General features: G+C 74.9%; 1 protein-coding gene (running past one end of the window). It reads left to right on the top strand.

The window, feature by feature from the left end; genetic code table 11:
* Positions 1-26,117, top strand: the 3' portion of a protein-coding gene (locus ACMCNN_RS15830; RefSeq protein WP_412746974.1) for a type I polyketide synthase. Its footprint begins 2,248 nt before the window's first position; the window shows 26,117 of its 28,365 coding nt (coding positions 2,249-28,365); its start codon lies beyond the left edge, outside the window; the stop codon is at positions 26,115-26,117.

Here is a 26,117-nt window from a genome sequence, read left to right as displayed (position 1 = left end):
AGTTCCGGCGGGTCGTGGGTGGTCTGTCGTTCGAGCGGCCGCGGATTCCGCTGGTGGTGTCGGGGGAGGTGACCGATCCGGAGTACTGGGTGTCGCATGTCCGCGACACGGTCCGGTTCGCCGACAACCTGGCGGCGCTGACGGAGCGGGGGGTGAGTCGGTTCCTGGAGATCGGCCCGGACGGGGTGCTGTCCGCCATGGTCGATAACGCGGTGCCGGTGCTGCGCCGGGACCGGTCGGAGGAGACGACGGCCCTGACCGCGTTGGCGAGGCTGCATGTGGCCGGGGTCGGGGTGGACTGGGCGCCGCTGGTCGCCGGTGGGCGGCGGATCGAGCTGCCGACGTATGCGTTCCAGCGGGAGCGGTACTGGCCGTCACCCACGGCGGGTGCTGTCGCGGACGTCGCGGCGGCCGGGTTGCAGAGCACCGGACACCCGCTGCTCGGCGCGGCCGTCGCACTCGCCGACGGCGACAGCTACCTGTTCACCAGCCGACTGTCCGTACGCACCCACCCGTGGCTCGCCGAGCACGTCGTCGGCGGGCGGGTGCTGGTGCCCGGCACCGCGTTCGTGGAACTGCTGGTCCGCGCCGGCGACGAGGCCGCCTGCGGCCGCATCGAGGACCTGACCCTGACCGCGCCCGTGGTTCTGCCCGCCGAGCGCGCCGTCCAGGTCCAGGTGCTCGTCACGCCGCCCGACGCGGCCGGGCGGCGTACCTTCACGGTCCACTCCCGGCTCGACGACGTGTCCGCGCCGTGGGAGCAGTGCGCGACAGGCGTGCTCGCCCCCGGCGCCGCGACGGCCGACTTCCCGGCGACCGCCTGGCCGCCCCCGGGCGCCGAAGCCGTGGATCTGACCGGCTTCTACGACCACTTCGCCAGGGACGGGTTCGGCTACGGGCCGTCCTTCCAGGGGCTGCGGGCGGTGTGGCGGCACGGCGCCGACCTGTACGCCGAGGCCACCCTGCCCGACGGCACCGACGCCACCGGCTACGGTCTGCACCCGGCCCTGCTGGACAGTGCGCTGCACGCCGCCCGGTTCGACCCGGACGGCGGCGGTGTCCCGTTCTCCTGGCAGGGCGTCAGCCTGCACGCCTCCGGCGCCACCACCATCCGTGCACGCCTGAGGCGGGCCGCCGACGGCACGGCCGCGATCGCCGTGGCCGACGGGTACGGTGCGCCCGTCGCCACGATCGACGCGCTGACCACCCGGGACCTGCCCGCCGCAGACCCCGACAACCTCGCCGACGCCCTGTTCGAACTGAGCTGGGTGCCCGCGACGGAACCCGCCGATCCACGTCCGAGCACGCTGATCGGCCCCGACGCGGCGGAACCCGCCGGTTCGCGCCCGATCGCTGTGGTCGGGCCCGACCCGTGGGGAATCGACGGCGAGCACGTCGCCGACCTGGCGTCGGTGCCCGCCGGCACCCGGGTGGTCGTGCCGCTCGTGGGCCGCGACGACGCCGCCGGGTCGGCCCACGACCTCGCCACACGTGCGCTCAGCCTGGCGCAGCAATGGCTGGCCGACACCCGGTTCGACGGCACCCGGCTGGTCTTCGTCACGCGCGGCGCCACCACCGGCGCCGACCCGGCCGCCGCCACGGTGCACGGCCTGATCCGTACGGCGGCGTCGGAACACCCCGGCCGGTTCGCCCTCATCGACGCCGACGACACGGCCCTGGTGCCGCAGGCCCTCACCGTCGACGAACCACAACTCGTCATCCGCGACGGCGCCGTCCTGGCCGCCCGCCTGACCAGGGTCACCACGCCCGCCACCACCCCGGTGAACTGGGGCACCGGCACCGTCCTGATCACCGGCGGCACCGGCGGCCTCGGCGGCCTGCTCGCCCGGCACCTCGCCGCTCGGGGCGTACGCAAACTGCTGCTGGTCAGCCGCAGCGGCGGCGGCGCCGATCTGGTCGCCGAACTGGCCGCGCTGGGCGCGGACGCGACCGTCGCGGCCTGCGACGTCAGCGACCGCGCGGCGGTGGCTGCGCTGCTGGCCGGGCAGGACATCTCGGCGGTGGTGCACGCGGCGGGCGTCCTCGACGACGGTGTGCTCGCCTCGCTGACGCCGCAACGGATGGACGCCGTGCTGCGCCCGAAGGCCGACGCGGCCTGGCACCTGCACGAGCTGCTGCCGACGCTGAGCGCGTTCGTCGTGTTCTCCTCCGCGTCGGGCACCCTCGGCATCCCCGGCCAGGGCAATTACGCCGCGGGCAACGCCTTCCTCGACGCACTCGTCCGGCACCGCCGGTCCCTCGGGCTGCCCGCCGTCTCCCTCGCGTGGGGGCCGTGGGAGTCCGCCGCGGGCCTGACCGGCACGCTGTCCGACGCGGACCTGGCCCGGATGGCGCGCTCCGGCATGCCGCCGCTGACCGCCGCTCAGGGCATCGCCCTGTTCGACCGGGCCCTGGCCACGGGCGCGGACGTCCTCGTACCGATCCACCTGGATCTGGCCGCGATCCGCGCCCGCGGCGACGTGCCCGCGTTGCTGCGCGGCCTGATCCGGGTCCCCGCCCGCCGCGCGGTGTCCGGCCCCGCCGGTGACGCGGGGCCGATGAAGCGACTGGCGTCCCTCGGCGCGCAGGAGCGGGCCGAAGCCCTGCTGGAGCTGGTCCGCGGCCGGGTCGCCGAGGTGCTCGGGCACGGCAGCCCGGCCGCGATCGATCCCGGCCGTGCCTTCCGCGACCTGGGCTTCGACTCGCTCACCGCGGTCGAGCTGCGCAACACCGTCAGCGCCCTGACCGGCCTACGCCTGCCCGCCACCGTGGTCTTCGACTACCCCAGCGTCACCACCCTGGCCGAATACCTGCACGGCGAGCTTTTCGGTACGGCGAACGAACCCGTCGCGCAGCTGCCCGCGCTGGTGTCCACGACCGACGATCCGATCGTGGTGGTGGGGATGGCCTGCCGCTATCCCGGCGGCGTGACGACACCCGAACAGTTGTGGCAGCTGGTCCTCGACGGCACCGACGCCATCACCGGGTTCCCCGACAACCGCGGCTGGGACCTCGACGGCCTCTACGACCCCGACCCCGAACGCCCCGGCACCTCGTACACCCGCTCCGGTGGCTTCCTGCACGACGCCGACCAGTTCGACCCCGACTTCTTCGGCATGTCCCCGCGCGAGGCGACCGCCACCGACGCGCAGCAGCGGCTGCTGCTGGAGATCTCCTGGGAGGCGCTGGAGCGCACCGGCGTCGACCCGACGTCGCTGCGGGGCAGCCGTACCGGGGTGTTCGCCGGTGTCATGTACAACGACTACGGCACCCTGCTCGGCGAGGAGTACGAGGGTTACCAGGGCACGGCCAGCTCACCCAGCATCGCCTCCGGGCGCGTCGCGTACACGTTCGGCTTCGAAGGGCCCGCAGTCACCGTCGACACGGCGTGTTCGTCGTCTCTGGTCGCGCTGCACCTGGCGGCGCAGGCGCTGCGGCAGGGGGAGTGCACCCTCGCGCTGGCCGGCGGGGTGACCGTCATGTCCACCCCCGGAACCTTCGTCGCGTTCTCCCGGCAGCGTGGCCTGTCGGCCGACGGACGGTGCAAGTCGTTCGCCGACTCGGCCGACGGGGTCGGCTGGGCCGAGGGCGCCGGAATGCTCGTCCTGGAACGGCTCTCCGACGCCCGCCGCCACGGGCACCCGGTGCTGGCGCTGCTCCGCGCCAGCGCCGTCAACTCCGACGGCGCCTCCAACGGCCTGACCGCACCCAACGGTCCGTCGCAGCAGCGGGTGATCCGGCAGGCGCTGGCCGCGGGCGGGCTCAAGCCGTCCGACGTGGACGTGGTGGAGGCGCACGGCACGGGTACGACGCTGGGCGATCCGATCGAGGCGCAGGCGCTGCTGGCCACGTACGGGCAGGAGCGGGAGACTCCGCTGTTGCTGGGGTCGGTGAAGTCGAACATCGGGCACACCCAGGCCGCCGCCGGGGTCGCCGGTGTGATCAAGATGATGCTGGCGATGCGGCACGGTGTCGCACCCCGCACGCTGCACGTGGACGCGCCCTCGTCGCACGTGGAGTGGGAGTCCGGTGCGGTCGAGCTGCTGACCTCGCAGACGGCGTGGCCCGAGACCGGCCGGGTGCGCCGGGCGGCGGTGTCGTCGTTCGGGGTGAGCGGCACCAACGCGCACGTGGTGTTGGAGCAGCCTCCCGCCGCGCCGGTCGCTGCGCCGACGGTGGCGGGGACTCCGGGGACGGTGCCGCTGGTGGTGTCCGCGCGGACGCCGCAGGCCCTGGATGCGCAGCTGCGACGGCTGGCCGGAGTGGCGGAACCGGCGTTGGATGTGGCGTTCTCGTTGGTGTCGTCCCGGTCCAGCTTCACCCATCGGGCGGTGCTGCTGTCCGGTACCGATGGTCCCGTCGAGGTCGCCCGCGGCGCTTCCGGCGAGGGTCTGTTGGCGTTTCTGTTCACGGGTCAGGGTTCGCAGCGCCTCGGGATGGGTCGGGAGTTGGCGGCCCGGTTCCCGGTGTTCGCGGATGCCTTCGACGCGGTGGTGGCGGAGTTGGGTCTGCCCCTGGATGTGGTGTGGGGTGATGACGCGGCGGCGTTGGAGGCGACGGGGTTGGCGCAGCCGGCGTTGTTTGCGTTGGAGGTGGGCCTGTTCCGGTTGGTGGAGTCGTGGGGTGTGCGGCCCGATTTCCTGGCGGGGCATTCGATCGGTGAGGTGGCGGCGGCGCATGTGGCGGGGGTGTTGTCGCTGGCTGATGCCTGCACGCTGATCACCGCGCGGGCGCGGTTGATGCAGGGGTTGCCGTCGGGTGGGGCGATGGTGGCGGTGCGGGCCTCGGAGGCCGAGGTGTTGCCGTTGCTGTCGGCGGGGGTGTCGGTCGCGGCGGTGAATGGTCCGGATGCGGTGGTGTTGTCCGGGGTTGAGGCTGAGGTCCTGGCGGTGGCGGGGGGGTGGAAGCACACCCGGCTGAAGGTGTCGCATGCGTTCCATTCGGTGTTGATGGAGCCGATGCTGGCCGAGTTCCGGCAGGTGGTGTGCGGGTTGTCGTTCCACGAGCCGCGGATTCCGCTGGTGGTGTCGGGGGAGGTGACGGATCCGGAGTACTGGGTGTCGCATGTCCGGGACACGGTCCGCTTTGCCGATAACCTGGCGGCGTTGACCGGGCGGGGGGTGTCCCGGTTTCTGGAGGTCGGTCCCGACGGGGTGTTGTCGGGGATGGTCGGCGGGCTGGTGCCGGATGAGGCCGTGGTGGTGCCGGTGCTGCGCCGGGACCGGTCGGAGGAGACGACGGCGCTGACCGCGTTGGCGAGGCTGCATGTGGCCGGGGTCGGGGTGGACTGGGCGCCGCTGGTCGCCGGTGGGCGGCGGATCGAGCTGCCGACGTATGCGTTCCAGCGGGAGCGGTACTGGCCGTCACCCACGGCGGGTGCTGTCGCGGACGTCGCCGCCGCCGGGTTGCAGAGCACCGGACACCCGCTGCTCGGCGCGGTGGTGTGGTCGCCGGACGGTGGTGCGGTGTTCACGGGCCGGTTGTCGGTGCCGGCGCAGCCGTGGCTGGCGGATCACGCGGTGCTGGGTGCGGTGTTGTTGCCGGGTACCGGTTTCGTGGAGTTGGCGTTGCGGGCGGGCGCCGAGGTGGGCTGCGGCGCACTCGACGAGTTGACGCTGTCGGCCCCGCTGATGATGGGCGACGAGCCGGTGCCCGTCCAGGTCGCCGTCAGCGCCCCCGACGACGAGGGCCGACGCGCCGTCACCATCCACTCCCACCGGGACAGCGGCTGGCTGCTGCACGCCACGGGCCGGCTCAACCCCGTCGTCACGCCCGTCCCGGCCGATCCGACCGCATGGCCGCCCGCCGACGCCGAACCGCTCGACCTCACCGGCGCCTACGACGAGCTCGCCGCGCGCGGCTTCGGCTACGGCCCGGCCTTCCAGGGCCTGCGGGCGGCCTGGGTCCGCGGCGACGACGTGTTCGCCGAGGTGACGCTGCCCGACGGCGTTCCGGTCGACGGGTACGGCATCCACCCCGCCCTGCTGGACGCCGCCCTGCACGCCGCGATCCTGCGCAACAGCGGCGACACCACCGTCGTCCCGTTCGCCTGGAACGGCGTGGCCCTGCACGCGGCCGGCGCCCCGACCCTGCGCGTCCACCTCGTCCGTGCCAGCGACACAGAGGTGTCACTGACCGCCACCGACACCACCGGCCAGCCGGTCCTCACGGTTGCCGCCCTGGTCGGCCGCCCCACCTCCACCACTCAGCTCAACGCCGCCAAGGAGCCGTTGTTCGAGATCGCCTGGCGGCGCCTCCCGGTGACCGGCGGCGACGCGACCGGCCTGGAGGTGTTGCGGTGCGTGACTCCTGATCTCGTGGTGCCCGCGGCGGTTCGCGCCGTGACGTCGCAGGTGCTGGCGGCGGTGCAGTCGGCGGCCGCGTCGGGGTCGCCGCTGGTGGTGGTGACCGAGCCCGGTGACGTGGTGCAGGCACCGGTGTGGGGTCTGGTGCGGTCGGCGCAGGTGGAGTTCCCGGATCTGTTCACGCTGGTCGAGGCAGATACCGCAGTCGGCGACGAGATGTTGGCCGGGGTCGTGGCGTCGGGGGAGCCCGAGGCCGCGATCCGGGACGGTGCGGTGTGGGTCCCACGGTTGCGTCCGATCCGCGACGCGGGACTGGCGACGGCGGACCGGCGCGGCGGCCAGCCGGGTGAGCCGGCTATGCCGGGCGGGACGGCGAGCTTCGATCCGGACGGCACGGTGTTGATCACCGGTGGCACCGGCGGGATCGGTGCGGTGGTGGCCCGCTACCTCGTCGCCGAGCGGGGTGTCCGGAAGCTGGTGTTGACGTCTCGCCGGGGTTTGGAGGCGCCGGGTGCCGCCGAGTTGGCGGCGGAGCTGGGTGCCCGGGTCGTGGCCTGTGACGTCTCCGATCGGGCTGCGGTGGCGGAGCTGCTGGCGGGCATCGAGAACCTGACCGCGGTGTTCCACGCGGCCGGGGTGGGTGACAACGGCCTGGTCGGGGCGATGACCCCGGAACGGTTCGATGCCGTGCTGGCGCCGAAGGCGGACGCCGCGTGGTGGCTGCACGAGCTGACCGCGGACCGGGAGCTGGCGGCGTTCGTGATGTTCTCCTCGGCCGGTGGTCTCGTCCTGACCGGCGGCCAGGCCAACTACGCGGCGGCGAACGTGTTCCTCGACGGCCTCGCGGCACACCGGCAGTCGCTGGGGCTGCCGGGCACGGCCATCGCGTTCTCGCTGTGGGATGTGGGGACCGGACTCGGGCAGGACACCACCGAGGTCGACCGGCGGCGGATGGCCGCGCAGGGACTGCCGGTCCTGTCCGCCGAGGAGGGACTGCGGATGTTCGCGGCCGCCCTCGGCTCACCGGCGTCGACTGTCGTTCCGGTCCGGGTCGATGCGGGCGCGCTGCGGGCGCGTACCGATGTGATCCCGGCCCTGCTGCGTGACCTCGCGCCGCGCCGGACCCGCCGCGCCGCCGCGGCCGCCGCGCCCACCACCGGGCTGGGGCACCGCCTCGCCGGGCTCAGCGCGGGCGAGCGTCGCCGCACCGTGCGGGAACTCGTCCGCGAGCGGGTCGCCGCCGTGCTGGGACACGCGTCACCGGACGCCGTCGACCCGGCCCGCGCGTTCCAGGAACTCGGCTTCGACTCGCTGACCGCGATCGAACTGCGCAACCAGCTCAACGCCGCCACCGGCCTCACGCTGCCGGCCACCCTCGTCTTCGACCACCCGTCCGTCGACGCCGTCGCCGAACACATCGACACCAGCCTCGGCGGTACGAGCGTGGCCGTCGCCGTACCCGTCCGGACCGGCACCGACGAGCCCGTCGCCATCGTCGGCATGGCCTGCCGCTTCCCCGGCGGCGTCAGCACGCCGGACGACCTGTGGCAGCTCGTCCTCGACGGCGTCGACACCGTCGGTGACCTGCCCACCAACCGCGGCTGGAACCTCGACGACCTGTACGACCCGGAGCCCGGCAAGGACGGCAAGAGCTACACCCGGCGCGGCAGCTTCCTGCACGACGCCGACCGGTTCGACCCCGCCTTCTTCGGCATCTCACCGCGCGACGCCCAGCTCATGGACCCGCAGCAGCGGCTCCTGCTGGAAACGTCGTGGGAGGCCGTCGAACGCGCCGGCATCGACCCGGGCTCGCTGCGCGGCAGCCGGACCGGCGTGTTCACCGGCGTCATGTACCACGACTACGCCCTCAACGTGAACCCCGCCGCGACCGCGGGCGGCAGCGTCGTCTCCGGGCGGGTCGCCTACACGTTCGGCCTCGAAGGGCCGGCCGTCACTGTCGACACCGCCTGCTCGTCGTCGCTGGTCGCGATCCACCTCGCCGCGCAGGCGCTGCGACAGGGCGAGTGCGACCTCGCCCTGGCCGGCGGCGCCACCGTGATGGCCACCCCCGGAATGCTCATCGACTTCAGCAAGCAGCGCGGCCTGTCCGTCGACGGCCGGTGCAAGGCCTTCGGCGCGGACGCGGACGGCGTCGGCTGGTCCGAAGGCGCCGGTGTGCTCCTGGTCGAACGTCTCTCCGACGCCCGGCGCCACGGCCACCGCATCCTCGCCGTCATCCGCGGCACGGCCGTCAACTCCGACGGCGCGTCGAACGGCTTCACCGCCCCCAACGGCACCGCCCAGCAGCGGCTCATCCGCCAGGCCCTGGCCAACTCCGGCCTGTCCGCCGCCGACGTCGACGTGGTCGAGGCGCACGGCACCGGCACCACGCTCGGCGACCCGATCGAGGCGCAGGCGCTGCTGGCCACGTACGGGCAGGACCGGCCGGCGCCGCTGCTGCTCGGCTCGATCAAGTCGAACATCGGGCACACCCAGGCCGCCGCGGGCGTCGCCGGGGTGATCAAGATGGTGCTGGCCATGCGGCACGGGGTCGCGCCCCGCACCCTGCACGCCGACACACCGTCACCGCACGTCGACTGGACGGCCGGCGACCTCGAACTGCTCACCGCACCGCGGGCGTGGCCGGAAACCGGGCGGTCCCGCCGCGCGGCGGTCTCCTCGTTCGGCATCAGCGGCACCAACGCCCACCTCATCCTGGAGCAGGGCCCCGCGATCCGGGAACAGGACCCCGCGACGCCCGGCCCGGACCCGGCCGACGCCGGGTCCGCGGCCGCGCCGACCCCGTGGCTGCTGTCGGCGGCCACGCCCGACGGCCTGCGCGCTCAGGCGCGGCGGCTGCTCACCGTACGCGAACGCCCGCTGGACGTGGCGTTCTCGCTGGCCACCACCCGCGCGGCCCTGGAACACCGGGCGGTGACCGACCCCGGGAGCCTTTCCGCGTACGCGGCCGGTGAATCCACCCCGGACGTGATCACCGGGCGGGCCCGCCCGGCCGGCGCGACGGCGCTGCTGTTCACGGGCCAGGGTTCGCAGCGCCTCGGGATGGGCCGCGAACTGGCCGCCCGGTTCCCCGTGTTCGCGGCGGCGTTCCACGCGGTCGCGGCGGAACTGGATCTGCCGCTGGACGTGGTGTGGGGCGACGACCCGGCCGCCCTCGACGACACGGGCGTCGCGCAGCCCGCGCTGTTCGCGCTGGAGGTGGCGCTGTTCCGGCTGATCGAGTCGTGGGGCATCAGCCCCGACCTGATGGCCGGTCATTCGATCGGGGAGATCGCCGCGGCGCACGTCGCCGGGGTGCTGTCCCTCGCCGACGCCTGCACGCTGATCACCGCACGGGCCCGCCTGATGCGGGCGCTGCCGTCCGGGGGCGCCATGGTCGCCGTCCGCGCCGCCGAGGCCGACGTGCTGCCGCTGCTCACGTCCGCAGTGTCGATCGCGGCGGTCAACGGCCCGGACGCGGTGGTGCTGTCCGGCGTCGAGGACGAGGTCCTGGCGCTGGCCGCGCGGTGGGAGCACAAGCGGCTGCGCGTCTCGCACGCGTTCCATTCGGTGCTGATGGAGCCCATGCTGGACGACTTCCGCGCCGTGGTGGCCGGGCTCACGTTCCACCAGCCGCGGATCCCGCTGGTCGTGTCGGGGGAGGTGACCGATCCGGAGTACTGGGTGTCGCATGTGCGGGACACGGTCCGGTTCGCGGACCACCTCGCGGCGCTGCGCGAGCGCGGCGCGACCCGGTTCCTGGAGGTGGGACCGGACGCCGTGCTCACCGCCATGGCGCAGGACGACAATGCCGTGGTCGTCCCGCTGATGCGGAAGGACCGCGGAGAGCAGGCCAGTGTCCTCGCGGCCCTGTCCCGGCTGCACGTCGACGGCGTCGCCGTCGACTGGGCCGCCTGGTTCGCCGGCACCGGCGCCCGCGTCGTCGACCTGCCGACGTACCCGTTCCAGCGCCAGTCGTACTGGCTGGACGCCGCACCGGCCGCCGGTGATCCGGCCGCGCTCGGCGTGCACCCGCTCGACCACCCGCTGCTGGGCGCGGTGGTGTGGTCGCCGGACGGTGGTGCGGTGTTCACGGGCCGGTTGTCGGTGCCGGCGCAGCCGTGGCTGGCGGATCACGCGGTGCTGGGTGCGGTGTTGGTGCCGGGTACCGGTTTCGTGGAGTTGGCGTTGCGGGCGGGCGCCGAGGTCGGTTGTGCCGCCCTCGACGAGTTGACGCTGTCGGCCCCGCTGGTGATGGGCGACGAACCGGTGCCGGTCCAGGTCGCGGTCGGCGCACCCGACGAGTCGGGCCGACGAACCGTCGCGGTGTACTCGGGCGGCGGTCAGACCTGGATGCAGCACGCCTCCGGCTTCCTGAGCACGGCCACCGTCGCGGCCGGGGCCGCGCTGACCCCGTGGCCGCCCGCCGGCGCGGAACCCGTCAACGTCGACGGCGCCTACGAGGCGTTCGCCGCGCGCGGCTTCGGCTACGGCCCGGCCTTCCAGGGCCTGCGGGCGGCCTGGGTCCGCGGCGACGACGTGTTCGCCGAGGTGACGCTGCCCGACGGCGTTCCGGTCGACGGGTACGGCATCCACCCCGCCCTGCTGGACGCCGCCCTGCACGCCACGATCCTGCGCGACACCGGCACGGACACGGCCGTCCCGTTCGCCTGGAACGGCGTCGCCCTGCACGCGACCGGCGCCACCACCGTACGGGTACGGCTGGTCCGCGACGGCGACCTGCGATTGTCGGTGACCGTCACCGACAGCACCGGACAGCCCGTGCTGACCGCCGCCTCGATGACCGGCCGCCCCGTGACCCGGGACCAGCTGTCCGGCACCCGCGACCCGCTGTTCGAGGTGGTATGGCGCAGGGGCCCGGTGGTCGGGGCGGGCATGTCCGCTGTGGACGTGCTGCGGTGCGTGACGCCGGACCTTCCGGTGCCGTCGGCGGTTCGTGCGGTGACGTCGCGGGTGTTGGCGGCGGTGCAGTCGGCGGCCGCGTCGGGGTCGCCGCTGGTGGTGGTGACCGAGCCGGGTGATGTGGTGCAGGCGCCGGTGTGGGGTCTGGTGCGGTCGGCGCAGGTGGAGTTCCCCGGCCTGTTCACGCTGGTCGAAGCCGACGGCGATGTCGGTGACGGGGCGTTGGCCGGGGTCGTGGCGTCGGGGGAGCCCGAGGCCGCGATCCGGGACGGTGCGGTGTGGGTCCCACGGTTGCGCCCGGTCCGCGACGCGGGACTGGCGACGGCGGACCGGCGCGGCGGCCAGCCGGGTGAGCCGGCTATGCCGGGCGGGACGGCGAGCTTCGATCCGGACGGCACGGTGTTGATCACCGGTGGCACCGGCGGGATCGGTGCGGTGGTGGCCCGCTACCTCGTCGCCGAGCGGGGTGTCCGGAAGCTGGTGTTGACGTCTCGCCGGGGTTTGGAGGCGCCGGGTGCCGCCGAGTTGGCGGCGGAGCTGGGTGCCCGGGTCGTGGCCTGTGACGTCTCCGATCGGGCTGCGGTGGCGGAGCTGCTGGCGGGCATCGAGAACCTGACCGCGGTGTTCCACGCGGCCGGGGTGGGTGACAACGGCCTGGTCGGGGCGATGACCCCGCAACGGTTCGACACCGTGCTGGCGCCGAAGGCCGACGCCGCGTGGTGGCTGCACGAGCTGACCGCGGACCGGGAGCTGGCCGCGTTCGTGATGTTCTCCTCGGCCGGTGGTCTCGTGCTGACCGGTGGTCAGGCCAACTACGCGGCGGCGAACGTGTTCCTCGACGGGCTCGCGGCACACCGGCAGTCGCTCGGGCTGCCGGGCACGGCCATCGCCTTCTCGCTCTGGGATGTGGGCGCCGGATTCGGGCAGGAACTGTCGCAGGTCGACCGGCGGCGGATGGCGACGCAGGGACTGCCGGTCCTCTCCGCCGACGAGGGACTGCGGATGTTCGCGGCCGCCCTCGGCTCACCGGCGTCGACTGTTGTTCCGATCCGGGTCGATGCGGGCGCGCTGCGGGCGCGTACCGATGTGATCCCGGCCCTGCTGCGCGACCTCGCTCCGCGGCAGACCCGCCGCGCCGCCGCGGCCGCCGCGCCCACCACCGGACTCGCCCAGCGCCTCGCCGGGCTCAGCGCGGGCGACCGGGCCGACGCCATGCTGGAGCTGGTCCGCGGCCGGGTCGCGCACGCGCTCGGCCACCGCGGCGCCGCCGACATCGACCCCGACAAGGCGTTCCGGGAACTCGGCTTCGACTCCCTCGCCGCCGTCGAACTGCGCAACCAGCTCGCCACAGAGACCGGCCTCACCCTGCCCGCGACCCTCGTCTTCGACTACCCGACCTCGACAGTGCTGGCCGCGCACCTGACGGCCGAACTGGTCGGCGCCGACCACCAGAACGCCGCCGGTGACACGGTGGCGCTGCCGGTCAGCGACGACCCGATCGTCATCGTCGGCATGGCCTGCCGGTTCCCCGGCGGCGTCAGCACCCCCGAACAGCTGTGGCAACTGCTGCTCGACGGCACCGACGCGATCACCGGGTTCCCCACCGACCGCGGCTGGAACCTCGACGACCTCTACGACCCGGACCCCGACCGCGCCGGCACCTCCTACACCCGCTCCGGCGGCTTCCTGCACGACGCCGCCGACTTCGACCCCGCCTTCTTCGGCATGTCACCGCGCGAGGCGCTGGCCACCGACACCCAGCAGCGGCTCCTGCTGGAAACCACGTGGGAGGCGCTCGAACGCGCCGGGATCGACCCGCGGTCGCTGCGCGGCAGCCGGACCGGCGTCTTCACCGGCGTCATGTACAACGACTACCACCTGCTGCTCGGCGACGACTTCGAGGGCGCCAACATCGCGGGCAGCTCACCCAGCGTCGCCTCCGGACGGCTGTCCTATGTGTACGGGCTGGAAGGCCCCGCCATGACCGTCGACACCGCCTGCTCGTCGTCGCTGGTCACCCTCCACCTCGCCGCCCAGTCCCTGCGCGACGGCGAATGTGACCTCGCCGTCGCCGGTGGCGTCAGTGTCATGTCCACGCCGCGCACGTTCGTGGAGTTCTCCCGGCAGCGGGCCCTGTCCGCCGATGGGCGGTGCAAGGCGTTCTCGGACAGCGCCGACGGCACCGGCTGGTCCGAAGGCGCCGGTCTGCTCGTCCTCGAACGCCTCTCCGACGCCCGCCGCCACGGCCACGAGGTTCTCGCCGTCGTGCGCGGCTCCGCTGTCAACCAGGACGGCGCCTCGAACGGCCTCACCGCCCCCAACGGCCCGTCGCAGCAGCGGGTGATCCGGCAGGCGCTCGCCAACGCCCGCCTCACCGCCGCCGACGTCGACGCGGTCGAGGCGCACGGCACCGGCACCACGCTCGGCGACCCGATCGAGGCGCAGGCGCTGCTGGCCACGTACGGGCAGGACCGGGCGGCGCCGCTGCTGCTCGGCTCGATCAAGTCGAACATCGGCCACACCCAAGCCGCGGCCGGGGTCGCCGGGGTGATCAAGATGGTGCTGGCGCTGCGGCACGGCGTCCTGCCGCCGACCCTGCACGCCGACACGCCGTCCTCGCACGTGGACTGGTCGGCGGGCTCGCTGGACCTGCTGACGCAGCGGCGCGACTGGCCGGAGACCGGCCGTCCCCGCCGGGCCGGGGTGTCCTCGTTCGGGGTCAGCGGCACCAACGCCCACGTCATCCTGGAACAGGCCGAGCCCGTGGCCCCGGTGCCCGGATCCGGGACGGCCGGCGTCACGCCGTGGGTGCTCACCGCCCGTTCGGCCGACGCGCTCCGGGAGCAGGCCGCCCGCCTGCTCCCTGTCGTGGACCCCGGCGGGTCCGCCGATGTCGGATGGTCGCTGGCCACCGGCCGGGCCGTGTTCGAGCACCGGGCCGTCGTCTTCGACGCCGACGGGCTGCGCGACCTGCTCGACGGCGGCGCCGACGTGGTCGCCGGGGTTGCCGGGCCGCTCGGCAGGACCGTGTTCGTCTACCCCGGGCAGGGCTCGCAGTGGGCCGGAATGGGCAGCGAACTGCTGGACACCTCGCCGGTGTTCGCCCAGCGGCTGCACGAGTGCGCGGACGCGCTGGCGCCGTACGTGGACTGGTCGCTGATCGACGTCCTGCGCGGCGGCGACGGCGCGCCCGGCCTCGACCGGGTCGACGTGGTGCAGCCCGTGCTGTGGGCGGTGATGGTCTCGCTGACCGAGGTGTGGCGCTCGCTGGGCGTACGGCCCGCCGCTGTCGTCGGGCACTCCCAGGGCGAGATCGCGGCCGCCACCGTCGCGGGCGCCCTCAGCCTCGACGACGGTGCCCGGATCGTCGCCCTGCGCAGCATCGCCGTGGCCGACACCCTCGCCGGCCGGGGCGGCATGATGTCCGTGGCGCTGCCCGCCGAGGACCTGCGGCCCCGGCTCGACGAGCGGTCCGGCATCGCCGGTGTCAACGGCCCCCGCTCCACCGTGGTGTCCGGCGCACCCAGGGCCCTGGACGAGCTGTCCGCTGCGCTGGAGGCGGAGGGCGTACGGGTCCGCCGCATCCCGGTGGATTACGCGTCCCACTCGCCGCAGGTCGAGCTGATCCGCGACCGGGTGCTCGCCGAGCTGGCGCCGCTCGCCCCGCGCAGCGCCGAGGTGCCGTTCTACTCCACGGTCACCGCGCAGCCGATCGACACCGCCGACCTGACCGCCGACTACTGGTACGCCAACCTGCGCCGGACCGTGCGATTCGAGGAGACGATCCGGGCGCTGCTCGACGACGGCCACCGCGTCTTCGTCGAACCCAGCGCGCATCCGACGCAGACCGTCGGCATCGAACAGACCCTGGAGGAGACCGGCACCGACGGCCTCGTCGTCGGCACCCTGCGCCGGGACGAGGGCGGCCTGCGCCGCCTGCTCACCTCGGTCGCGACGGCGTTCGTCCGGGGTGTGCCGGTCGACTGGGCCGTCCTGTTCGCCGGGGGGCGCCGGGTCGGCCTGCCCACGTACCCGTTCCAGCGGCAGCGGTTCTGGCCGCAGCCCGCCGCCGCGGCACCGGCCGCCGCCGACCCGGTCGACGCCGAGTTCTGGAACCTGGTCGACTCGGGGGAGCTGGGCACCGCGCTCGCGCTCGACGCCGCCGCGGCGGCGTCGCTGACGCCCGCCCTGTCCGCGTGGCGCGAGAGCCGCCGCCTGCGCTCCACCGCCGACGCGCTGCGCTACACCGACACGTGGAAGCCCGTGACCGTGAGCGGCGGCCTCGACGGGCGCTGGCTTGCCGTTGTCCCCGCCGAACCGGACGCGTGGACGCGTGCCGTGGTGGCGGCGCTCGGTGTGGACAGCGTGCCCGCCGGGGCCACGTTCGACACCACCGGTCTGAGCGGCGTGGTGTCCCTGCTGGACCTGCCGCAGGCCGCGCCCCTGTCCGGCGGCGGCCTGGACGTACCGGTCTGGTGCCTGACCAGGGGAGCCGTCGCGGTGGGCCGCGCCGACCGGGTCACCGCACCCGAGCAGGCCGCGCTGTGGGGCTTCGCCTGGGCGGGCCTGATCGACCTGCCGGAGGAGATCGACGAGCGGGCCGCGCAGCGCCTCGCCGCGGTGCTCGGCGGCGCGGAGGACCAGGTCGCCATCCGGACGGCCGGGGTGTTCGCCCGCCGCCTCGTGCACGCGCCCGCCCCGCCTGTGGGCCACGATGGTGCCCGGCAGCCGCACGGCACCGCCCTGATCACCGGCGACGCCGACGGGGCCCTCACGGCATGGGTACGCGGCCACGGCGTCGAGCACGTCGTCACCGCCGACCCCACCGACCGCGACGCCCTCGCCGAAGTTATCGCCCGGCACCGGCCCACCCTGATCGTGCACGCCGCCGCGTTGACCGGCGGCGACCCGCTCCCGGAATCCGGCGACGGCACGGCCACGCTCGACACCGCGCTGACCGCCGCGTGGAACCTGCACGAGCTGGCCGGTGACGCCGAGGGCTTCGTCCTGTTCTCGGCGGGCGGCGCCGGCGGCGCCGCGGTCGCCGCCGGGCATGACGGCCTGGCCCGCTGGCGGCGCGCCCGGGACCTGCCCGCCGTGTCCATCACGGTGAGCGGCGGCCTCCGCCGTACCGGCCCGTCGGACCGCAGCGCTGCGGAGCCGAGCGGCCCGCCGGACACTGCGGCGGTCGGGCCGGACCGTGCCGGCGACGTCGGCCGGGACGGGGTGCGGTCGCTGGACCTCGCCCTCGTGCTGGCCGCCGTGCGCGGTGCCCTCGACGACGACCACGCCACCGTGACCATCACGGACACGGACTGGTCGGTGTTCGCCCCGGCGTACGCCGCCACCCGGCGCAGCAACCTGCTGGCCGAGCTCCCGGAGGCCGCCGTCGCGCTCGCCGAGGCCCCGGACACCGGCGACGAGCCCGAGTTCACGCGTCGGCTCGCCGCGATGACCGAGACCGAGCGGGACCGTACGCTGCTCGGCCTGGTCCGTGCCGAGGCGGCCCGCTGCCTCGGGTACGCCGACGCCGACACGCTGCCCAGCGGGGTGACGTTCCGGGACCTGGGCTTCGACTCGGCCGGCTCGGTCGACATGCGCAACAGGCTGCGCCGCCGCACCGGCCTCGCCCTGCCCGCGACCCTGGTGTTCGACCACCCGGAACCGGAGAAGCTCGCCGCGCACCTGCGCGCCGAACTGTTCGGCGCCGCACCGGCCGCCGCACCGGTGGTCGCCGCCGCACCCACCGCCGACCCGGTCGTCATCGTCGGCATGGCCTGCCGCTACCCGGGCGGGGTGTCCACCCCCGAACAGCTGTGGCAGCTGGTCGCCGACGGACGGGACGCGGTCACCGACTTCCCGACGGACCGCGGCTGGGACCTCTCCGCGGTCACCACGGCGACCCGGCAGGGCGGCTTCCTCACCGACCTGGCCGACTTCGACGCGGAGTTCTTCGGCGTCTCGCCGCGCGAGGCGGTGTCGATGGACCCGCAGCACCGGCTGTTGATGGAGACCACCTGGGACGCCATCGAGCGGGCCGGGATCGCGCCGACGTCGCTGCGGGGCAGCCGTACCGGCGTGTTCATGGGCACCAACGGCCAGGACTACTCCGACCTGAAGGTCAACGCGGGGGCCGGGGCCGACGCGTACGCGCTGACCTCGACGATCGCCAGCGTGCTGGCCGGGCGCATCTCCTACCTCGCGGGGCTGGAGGGTCCCGCGATGGCGGTGGACACGGCGTGTTCGTCGTCGCTGGTCGCGATCCACCTGGCGGCGCAGTCGCTGCGCGGCGGCGAATGCGACCTGGCCCTGGCCGGTGGCGTGTCGGCCATGTCGACGCCGGGAGCGTTCGCGGCGTTCACCGCGCAGGGCGGGCTCGCGGCGGACGGGCGGTGCAAGTCCTTCTCCGACGACGCCGACGGCACCGGCTGGGCCGAGGGCGTCGGCGTGCTCGTCCTGGAACGGCTCTCCGACGCCGAACGCCACGGCCACCGCATCCTCGCCGTACTCAAGGGTTCGGCGGTCAATCAGGACGGTGCGTCGAACGGTCTCACCGCGCCGAGCGGCCCCGCGCAGCAGCGGGTGATTCGGCAGGCCCTCGCGAACGCGGGCCTGGCGCCCGCCGACGTGGACGTGGTGGAGGCGCACGGCACGGGCACCCGCCTCGGCGACCCGATCGAGGCGCAGGCGCTGCTGGCCACGTACGGGACGGACCGGGCTCAGCCGCTGCTGCTGGGCTCGCTCAAGTCGAACATCGGGCACGCCCAGGCCGCGGCGGGCGTCGCCGGGGTGATCAAGATGGTGATGGCGTTGTCGCACGGCACCGCACCCCGGACCCTGCACCTGAGCGCGCCCACCACCGCCGTCGACTGGGAGTCCGGGTCGATCCGGCTGCTGGCCGACGCCGCGCCGTGGCCCGACACCGGGCGGGCCCGGCGGGCGGCGGTGTCGTCGTTCGGGGTCAGCGGCACCAACGCCCACCTCATCCTGGAGCAGGCCGCGCGGGCCGGGACGCCGCGGCCACCCGCCCGGGTCCGGGCCGGGGCCGTCCCGTGGCCGGTGTCCGGCAAGTCCGAGGCGGCGCTGAACGCGCAGCTGGCGCGGATCCGGGACGCCGCCGCCGGACACGACCCGGCCGACATCGGCTACTCGCTGGCCGCGACCCGCTCCGCCTACGAGCACCGCGCGGTGCTGCTGGCCACCGCCGACGGCATCACCGAGGTCGCCCGGGCAACAGCGACGCCGCAGGAGCTCGCGGTGCTCTTCTCCGGCCAGGGCAGCCAGCGCCTCGGCATGGGCCGGGAACTGTACGCCCGCTTCGACGTGTTCGCCGACGCGCTGGACGACGTGCTGGCCCGCCTCGACATGCCGCTGCGCGAGGTCATGTGGGGCGAGGACCGCGACCTGCTGGACCGTACGGAATGGACCCAGCCCGCCCTGTTCGCCGTCGAGGTGGCGCTGTACCGGCTGGTCGAGTCGTGGGGGGTGCGCCCGAGTGTCGTCGGCGGGCACTCCATCGGCGAGATCACCGCCGCGCACGTGGCCGGGGTGCTGACCCTGACCGACGCGTGCACCCTGGTCGCCGCGCGGGCCCGGCTCATGCAGGCGCTGCCCGCCGAGCGGGGCGCGATGATCGCGGTGCAGGCCGACGAGCAGGAGGTCCGGCCGCTGCTGACCGCCGGGGTCGGCATCGCCGCCTGCAACGGGCCGCAGTCGGTGGTGGTGTCGGGGCGGGCCGACGAGGCCGAACGGATCGCCGCCGAATTCGCCGCCCGCGGCCGCAAGACTAGCCGTTTGCGGGTCAGCCATGCGTTTCACTCTCCGCTGATGGATCCGATGCTGGACGAATTCCGGGCGGTGGTGACGAGCGTGACGCTGTCCCCGCCCCGGATTCCCGTCGTGTCCAACCTGACCGGTGAACTCGCCACCGACGCGCAGCTCACCTCGCCCGACTACTGGGTACGGCACGTGCGGGAGACCGTCCGGTTCGCCGACGGCGTCGCCACCCTGACCGGCCTGCGCGCCACCCTGCTGGAACTCGGCCCCGACGGAGTGCTGTCGGCCCTCGCCGAGGGTTGCGTGCCCGCGCTGCGGTCGGGCCGCGACGAGGAGGCGACCCTGCTCACCGCGCTCGCCCGGCTGCACGTGCGCGGGGTGCCGGTCGACTGGGCGCGGGTCTTCGCGGGCACCGGCGCCGTTGTCGTGGACCTGCCCACGTACGCGTTCCAGCGGCGGCGGTACTGGCCGGAGACGATCGCGTCCGGCTCCGACGACGCGTTCTGGGCGCTGGTGGAGCGCGACGACCTGGGGTCGGTCGCGGTCGAGCTGGACGCCGACCAGGACGCGCTGGGCGCCGTGCTGCCCGCCCTGTCGGCCTGGCGCCACCGCCGCCGGGAACTCTCCGCGACGGCCGCCCTGCGCTACCGCGAAATCTGGCGGCCGGTGCCGGGTGACCCTCGATCCACGTCCGGCGCGGCCGAGCCCTGGCTGGTGGTCAGCGGCGACGGCGCCGGCGAGCGGGCGACGTTCGTGCTGACGGCGCTGGGCGGCCACGCCGTAGCGGTAACGGCCGGGGCCGACGGCCGGGACGGACTGGCCGCGCGGCTGGCCGCCGCCGGGCCGGTCGCCGGGGTGGTGTCGCTGCTCGACGCGGTCGGCACCACGACGCTGATCCAGGCCCTCGGCGACGCCCGTATCGCCGCTCCGCTGCGGGCGGTCACCCGCGGCGCGGTCTCGGTGTCCGCGGCCGACCCGGTCACCGACCCGGCACAGACCGGCGTCTGGGGGCTGGGACGGGTCGCCGCGCTGGAAACGCCCCAGCGGTGGGGCGGCCTGATCGACCTGCCGGAGGCGCTGGACGAGACGGCCGCCGCCCGGCTGGTCGCCGCCCTCACCGGCGGCGAGGACGAGGTCGCCGTCCGCCCCGACGGCGTGTACGCGCGCCGTCTCGTGCCCGCGCCGGGCCATGCGGGGGCGGAGTGGACGCCGGCCGGGACCGTACTGATCACCGGCGGGACCGGCGCGCTGGGCGCCACCGTCGCACGTGACCTGGCCGCCCGCGGGGCCGGAACGCTGGTGCTGGCCAGCCGCCGCGGCCCGCGGGCGCCCGGCGCCGACGAGCTGCGCGCCGAGCTGACCGGCCTCGGCGCCGAGGTGCACGTCGTGGCGTGCGACATGGCCGACCGGGACGCGGTGGCGGCGCTGCTGGCCGCGTACCCGGTCTCCGCGGTCGTGCACACCGCCGGGATCCTCGACGACGGCATGCTGGAAAGCCTGACCCCGGAACGCTTCGCGGCGGTCCGGCGCGCCAAGGTGGACTCGGCGCTGCTGCTCGACGAGCTGACCCGCGGGCACGACCTGGACGCGTTCGTGCTGTTCTCCTCGATGGCGGGTGCGATCGGCAACCCGGGCCAGGGCAACTACGCGGCGGCCAACGCGGTGCTGGACGGCATCGCCCAGCGGCGCCACGCCCTCGGCCTGCCCGCCACGTCGATCGCCTGGGGTGCCTGGGCGGGCGAGGGCATGGCGGCGGGCACCGGGATCCCCGCGATGCGGCCCGAACACGGCCTCGCCGTGCTCCGCCAGGTGGTGACCGAACCCGCACCGACCGTCGTCGTCGCCGACCTGCGCCGTACCGAACTGCTGACCGTGCTGCTGACGACGCGGCCCAGCCGGTTGCTGGCCGAGCTGCCGGAGGCCCGTACCGTCCTGGAAAGGGTCGCGAACGGTGCCGGCGCCGCGGAGCTGGACCGGCGCCTGGCCGGGCGCCCCGCGGCCGAGCGGGCCGCCGTGCTGCTGGAGGTGGTCCGCGCCGAGGTGGCCGCGGTGCTCGGCTACGCCGACGCGGCCGCGGTCGGCGCGGACAGGGCGTTCCGTGACCTCGGGTTCGACTCGCTGACCGGGGTCGAGCTGCGCAACCGGCTGGGCGCGGCCACCGGCCGGGTGCTGCCCGCCGCTGTCGTGTTCGACTACCCGACGCCGCGGGCGCTGGCCGGATACCTCGCGGGCGAGGCGCCCGACGCGGAGCCCGTGGCGGGCACCCCGATCGATGAACCGATCGCCATCGTGGGCATGGCCTGCCAGTTCCCGGGTGGCGTGCGCTCGCCCGAGGACCTGTGGCGGCTGCTGCTGGACGGCGGGGATGCGATCGGGCCGTTCCCTGCCGACCGCGGGTGGGACCTGAACAAGCTCATCGCGGGCAGCGCCACCTCCGAAGGCGGTTTCCTCGCCGACCCGGCCGGATTCGACCCCGGCTTCTTCGGCGTGAGCCCGCGCGAGGCGCTGCTCATGGACCCGCAGCAGCGGCTGCTGCTGCAGACCTCGTGGGAGGCGTTCGAACGGGCCGGCATCGACCCGGCCACCCTGCGCGGCAGCCGTACCGGCGTGTGGGTCGGCACCAACGGCCAGGACTACGCGAGCGTGCTGCTGGACGCGGGGCAGGACAACGAGAGTCACGTCCTGACCGGGCTGGCCGCCAGCGTGATCTCCGGGCGGCTGTCGTACACGTTCGGGCTCGAAGGCCCCGCGATGACCGTCGACACCGCCTGCTCCGCCTCGCTGGTGGCACTGCACCTGGCCGCGCAGGCCCTGCGGCAGGGCGAATGCTCCCTGGCGCTGGCCGGCGGCGCGACGGTACTGGCCAGCCCCCGCTCGTTCTACCTGCTCACCCAGCAGGGGGCTTTGCCCGCCGACGGGCGGACCAAGGCGTTCGCCGACGCCGCCGACGGCACCGGCTGGGGAGAGGGCGTCGGCATGATCGTGCTGGAACGCCTCTCCGACGCGCAACGCCACGGCCACGAGGTGCTCGCGGTCATCCGCGGTTCGGCGGTCAACCAGGACGGCGCGTCGAACGGCCTCACCGCACCCAGCGGCCCCGCGCAGCAGCGGGTGATCCGGCAGGCACTCGCCAACGCCGGTCTGCGTCCGCAGGACGTGGACGCGGTCGAGGCCCACGGCACCGGCACCCGGCTCGGCGACCCGATCGAGGCCGGGGCGCTGCTGGCGACGTACGGCGGGGACCGGGCGGAGCCGTTGCTGCTCGGCTCTGTCAAGTCCAACATCGGGCACACCCAGGCCGCCGCGGGCGTCGCCGGGGTGATCAAGATGGTGCTGGCACTGCGGCACGGCATACTTCCCAGGACGCTGCACGCGCAGCGTCCCTCGTCACATGTGGACTGGAGCAGCGGCGATCTGCGGCTGCTCACCGAGACGACCCCGTGGCCGGAGAGCGGCCGGGCGCGCCGGGGCGGTGTGTCGTCGTTCGGGCTCAGCGGCACCAACGCGCACGTCGTCCTCGAACAGGCGTCGCCCGCGCCCGGCCCGGACCCGGAGGTCGTCACACCGCCGGTCGTGCCGTGGGTGCTGTCGGGCCGAACCGCTGCTGCGCTGCGGGACCAGGCTTCCCGCCTGGCCGAGATGCTGGGGGAGCGGTCCTGGCCGGACGTCGACGCCGACGGTGTCCGCGTTGACGGCGGACTGTCGGGTGATGCCGCGGCGGTGGACGTCGCCCACGCGCTTCTGACCACCCGCTCGCTGTTCGAGCACCGTGCGGTGCTGCTCGACGGCGGGCGCGACGAGCTGCTGGCCCTCGCGGCGGACCAGCCGTCCCCGTCCGCGATCACCGGCGCGGCCGGGCCGCTGGGCAGGGTGGTGTTCGTCTTCCCCGGCCAGGGTTCGCAGTGGATCGGCATGGGGCGGGAGCTGCTGGCCGGCTCGCCGGTGTTCGCCGACAAGATCGACGAGTGTGCGGCGGCGCTCGCGCCGTACGTGGACTGGTCGCTGCGCGACGTGCTGTCCGGCGCCGACGGGGCGCCGTCGCTCGACCGGGTCGACGTGGTCCAGCCCGCGCTGTGGGCCGTACTGGTCGCGGTGGCCGAGGTGTGGCGGTCGCTCGGCGTCGAACCGGACGCGGTCGTCGGCCACTCCCAGGGCGAGATCGCCGCGGCGACCGTCGCGGGTGGCCTCACCGTCGCGGACGGCGCCATGATCATCGCGTTGCGCAGCCTCATCGCGCTCGACTCCCTCGACGGCGTCGGCGGGCTGGTCTCCGTGTCGCTGCCCGCCGCCGACATCGCGGCGCGGGTCGCCGCCTGGCCCGCCCTGCAGGTAGCCGCGTTCAACGGGCCGTCCACCGCGGTGGTTTCCGGCCCCGTCGCCGAGCTGGCGGAACTGCAGGCGCAGCTGGTCGCCGACGAGGTGCGGCACCGGCGCATCCCGGCGGCGTTCGCGTCGCACTCCCCGGCGGTGGAGGTCATCCGCGAGCGGGTGCTGGCGGCGTTCGCGCCGGTACGGCCCCGCAGCTCGGACATCCCGTTCTACTCGACAGTGACCGCCGGGCTGTTCGACACCGCCGGTCTCACCGCCGACTACTGGTATCGCAACCTGCGGCAGACCGTCGAGTTCGAGGCGGTCACCCGGCTGCTGGCCGAGTCGGGCCACCGGGTGTTCATCGAGCCCAGCGCACATCCGGTGCTGACCGTCGCGGTCGAGCAGACGCTGGAATCCGCGGGCGTCGAGGGTGTCGTGCTCGGCACCCTGCGCCGGGAGGAGGGCGGCCTGCCGAGGCTGCTGGCGGCCGCCGCCGAGGGCTTCGTGCGCGGGCTGGGAGTCGACTGGACCGCCGTGGTGCCCGCCGGGCGGCGGGTGGAGCTGCCCACGTACGCGTTCCAGCAGCAGCGGTTCTGGCCCGAGATGTCGGGGCCGCGCGCCGGTGACCCGGCGGACGCCGCCTTCTGGGAGCTGGTCGAGAGCGGTGAGCTGGCGTCCGAACTGGACCTCGACGCCGATGCGGCCACCGCGCTGTTGCCCGCGCTCGCCACCTGGCGCGACCGCAAGCGCGGCGACGCCGTCACGGATCGGTGGCGCTACCGGGACTCCTGGGTGCCGGTGCCCGCGGCCGCCGCGCCGCAGGGCCGATGGCTGGTCGTCGTCCCCGCCACGGCGGTGGGCGAGCCCACCGACGCGCCGCACTCGTCGACGGCGGGCGTCGAGGACTGGGCCGACGCGGTCATTGCCGCGCTCGGACCGGACACCGTCCGATTCGAGATGCCCGCGGACACCGACCGGGCCGGACTCGCGCTGCGGCTGGCCGACGCCGGGCTGGTCGGCGCCGGGCTGGTCGGCGCTGGGCTGGTCGACGCCGGCGGGGCCGAGGGCGCTGCGGTCGCCGGAGTGCTCAGCCTGGTCGGACTCGTCGGCGGGCGCGACGGCGCGGTGCCGCGCGGCCTCGCCGGGAACGTGCTGCTGCTGCAGGCCCTCGGCGACGCGGGCATCGCCGCGCCGCTGTGGGTCGCGACCCGTGGCGCGGTCGGTACCGGCCACGACGACCCGGTCACCGCGCCGGAGCAGACCACGCTGTGGGGCTGGGGCCGGGTCGCCGCGCTGGAGGTGCCGCAGCGCTGGGGCGGCCTCGTCGACCTGCCGGGCAACCCCGAGGGCACCGCGGCAGTGCAGCTCGCCGCCGCGCTGGGGGGCACCGAGGACCAGCTCGCCGTCCGCGCCACCGGCACGTACGGCCGCCGTCTCGTGCCCGCCCCGGCCGTCGCGGGGGAGCACGCCGGTGGTTTCCGGGCGCGGGGCACCGTACTGATCACCGGCGGCACCGGGGGCATCGGCGGCTACCTGGCCCGCTGGGTCGCCGCGCGCGGCGCCCAGCACCTGCTGCTCACCAGCCGCCGCGGCCCGGACAGCCCCGGCGCCGCCGACCTCGCCGCGGACCTGGCGGAACTCGGCGTCGGCGTCACGGTCGCCGCGGTCGACGCCGCCGACCGTACGGCGCTGGCCGAGCTGCTCGACGGCATTCCGGCCGACCGTCCACTGAGCGCGGTCGTGCACGCGGCGGGCGTCGGCTCCGGCGACGCCCCGGTCGAGTCGATCACCGGCGATCAGCTGGAGGACCTGCTGCGCGCCAAGCTCACCGGCGGCTGGAACCTGCACGAACTGACCGAGGGCCTGGACCTCGACGCGTTCGTCGTGTTCTCGTCCGGCGCGGCCAGCTGGGGCAGCGGCGGCCAGGGCGGCTACGCCGCCGGTAACGCGTTCGTGGACGGCCTGGCCCGGTACCGGCGGGCCCGCGGCCTTCCCGCCACCTCGGTCGCCTGGGGCACCTGGGGCGGCGCGGGCATGGCCACCGACCAGCGGATCCTGGCGCACCTGCTCAAGCGCGGCGTGAACGTGATGGAGCCCGGCCTGGCGATCTCGGTGCTGCAACGGGCCATCGAGGACGGTGAGGCGAGCCTCACGGTCACCAACACCGACTGGGCCCGGTTCGCCCCGGCCTTCACCGCGGCCCGGCCCAGCCCGCTGCTGGCCGAGCTGCCCGAGGTCCGCGGCGCGCTGCACGACACGGACGCCGGGGCGGAACCGGCTGACGATGGCGAGACCGCCCTGGTGCGCCGCCTGGCAGGGCTGGCCCCGGCCGAGGCCACCCGGGTGCTGCTGGACGCCGTCCGTACGGAGGCGGCCGCCACGCTCGGCTTCGACGGCACCGACGAGCTGACCGGCTCGCGGGCGTTCCGGGACGTGGGCTTCGACTCGGTGACCGCGGTGGAGCTGCGCAACCGGCTGCGGACCCTGACCGGCCGCCGTACGCTGCCGGCCGCCCTGGTCTTCGACTACCCGACGCCGAACGCGCTGGCCGACTACCTGCGCGCCGAACTGCTGCCCGACGGCGGCGACACGCCCGACGACCCGGACGCCGGGATCCGCGCGGCGCTGGCGGCGATCCCGATCAGCCGCCTGCGCCAGGCGGGCCTGCTGGAGATGGTGCTCCAGCTGGCCGACGACGACGCACCCACGCCCGCGCCGTCCGACGACGCGGCCGCCACCTCGATCGACGACATGGACGCCGCCAGCCTGCTGCGGCTCGCCATCGACGGCACCACGACCTGA

It is taken from the genome of Krasilnikovia sp. MM14-A1004 (assembly GCF_047159485.1).
Taxonomy (GTDB): domain Bacteria; phylum Actinomycetota; class Actinomycetes; order Mycobacteriales; family Micromonosporaceae; genus Actinoplanes.
Note: the sequence above shows the minus strand (reverse complement) of the source record. Positions and strands in the feature narration are given on the sequence as shown.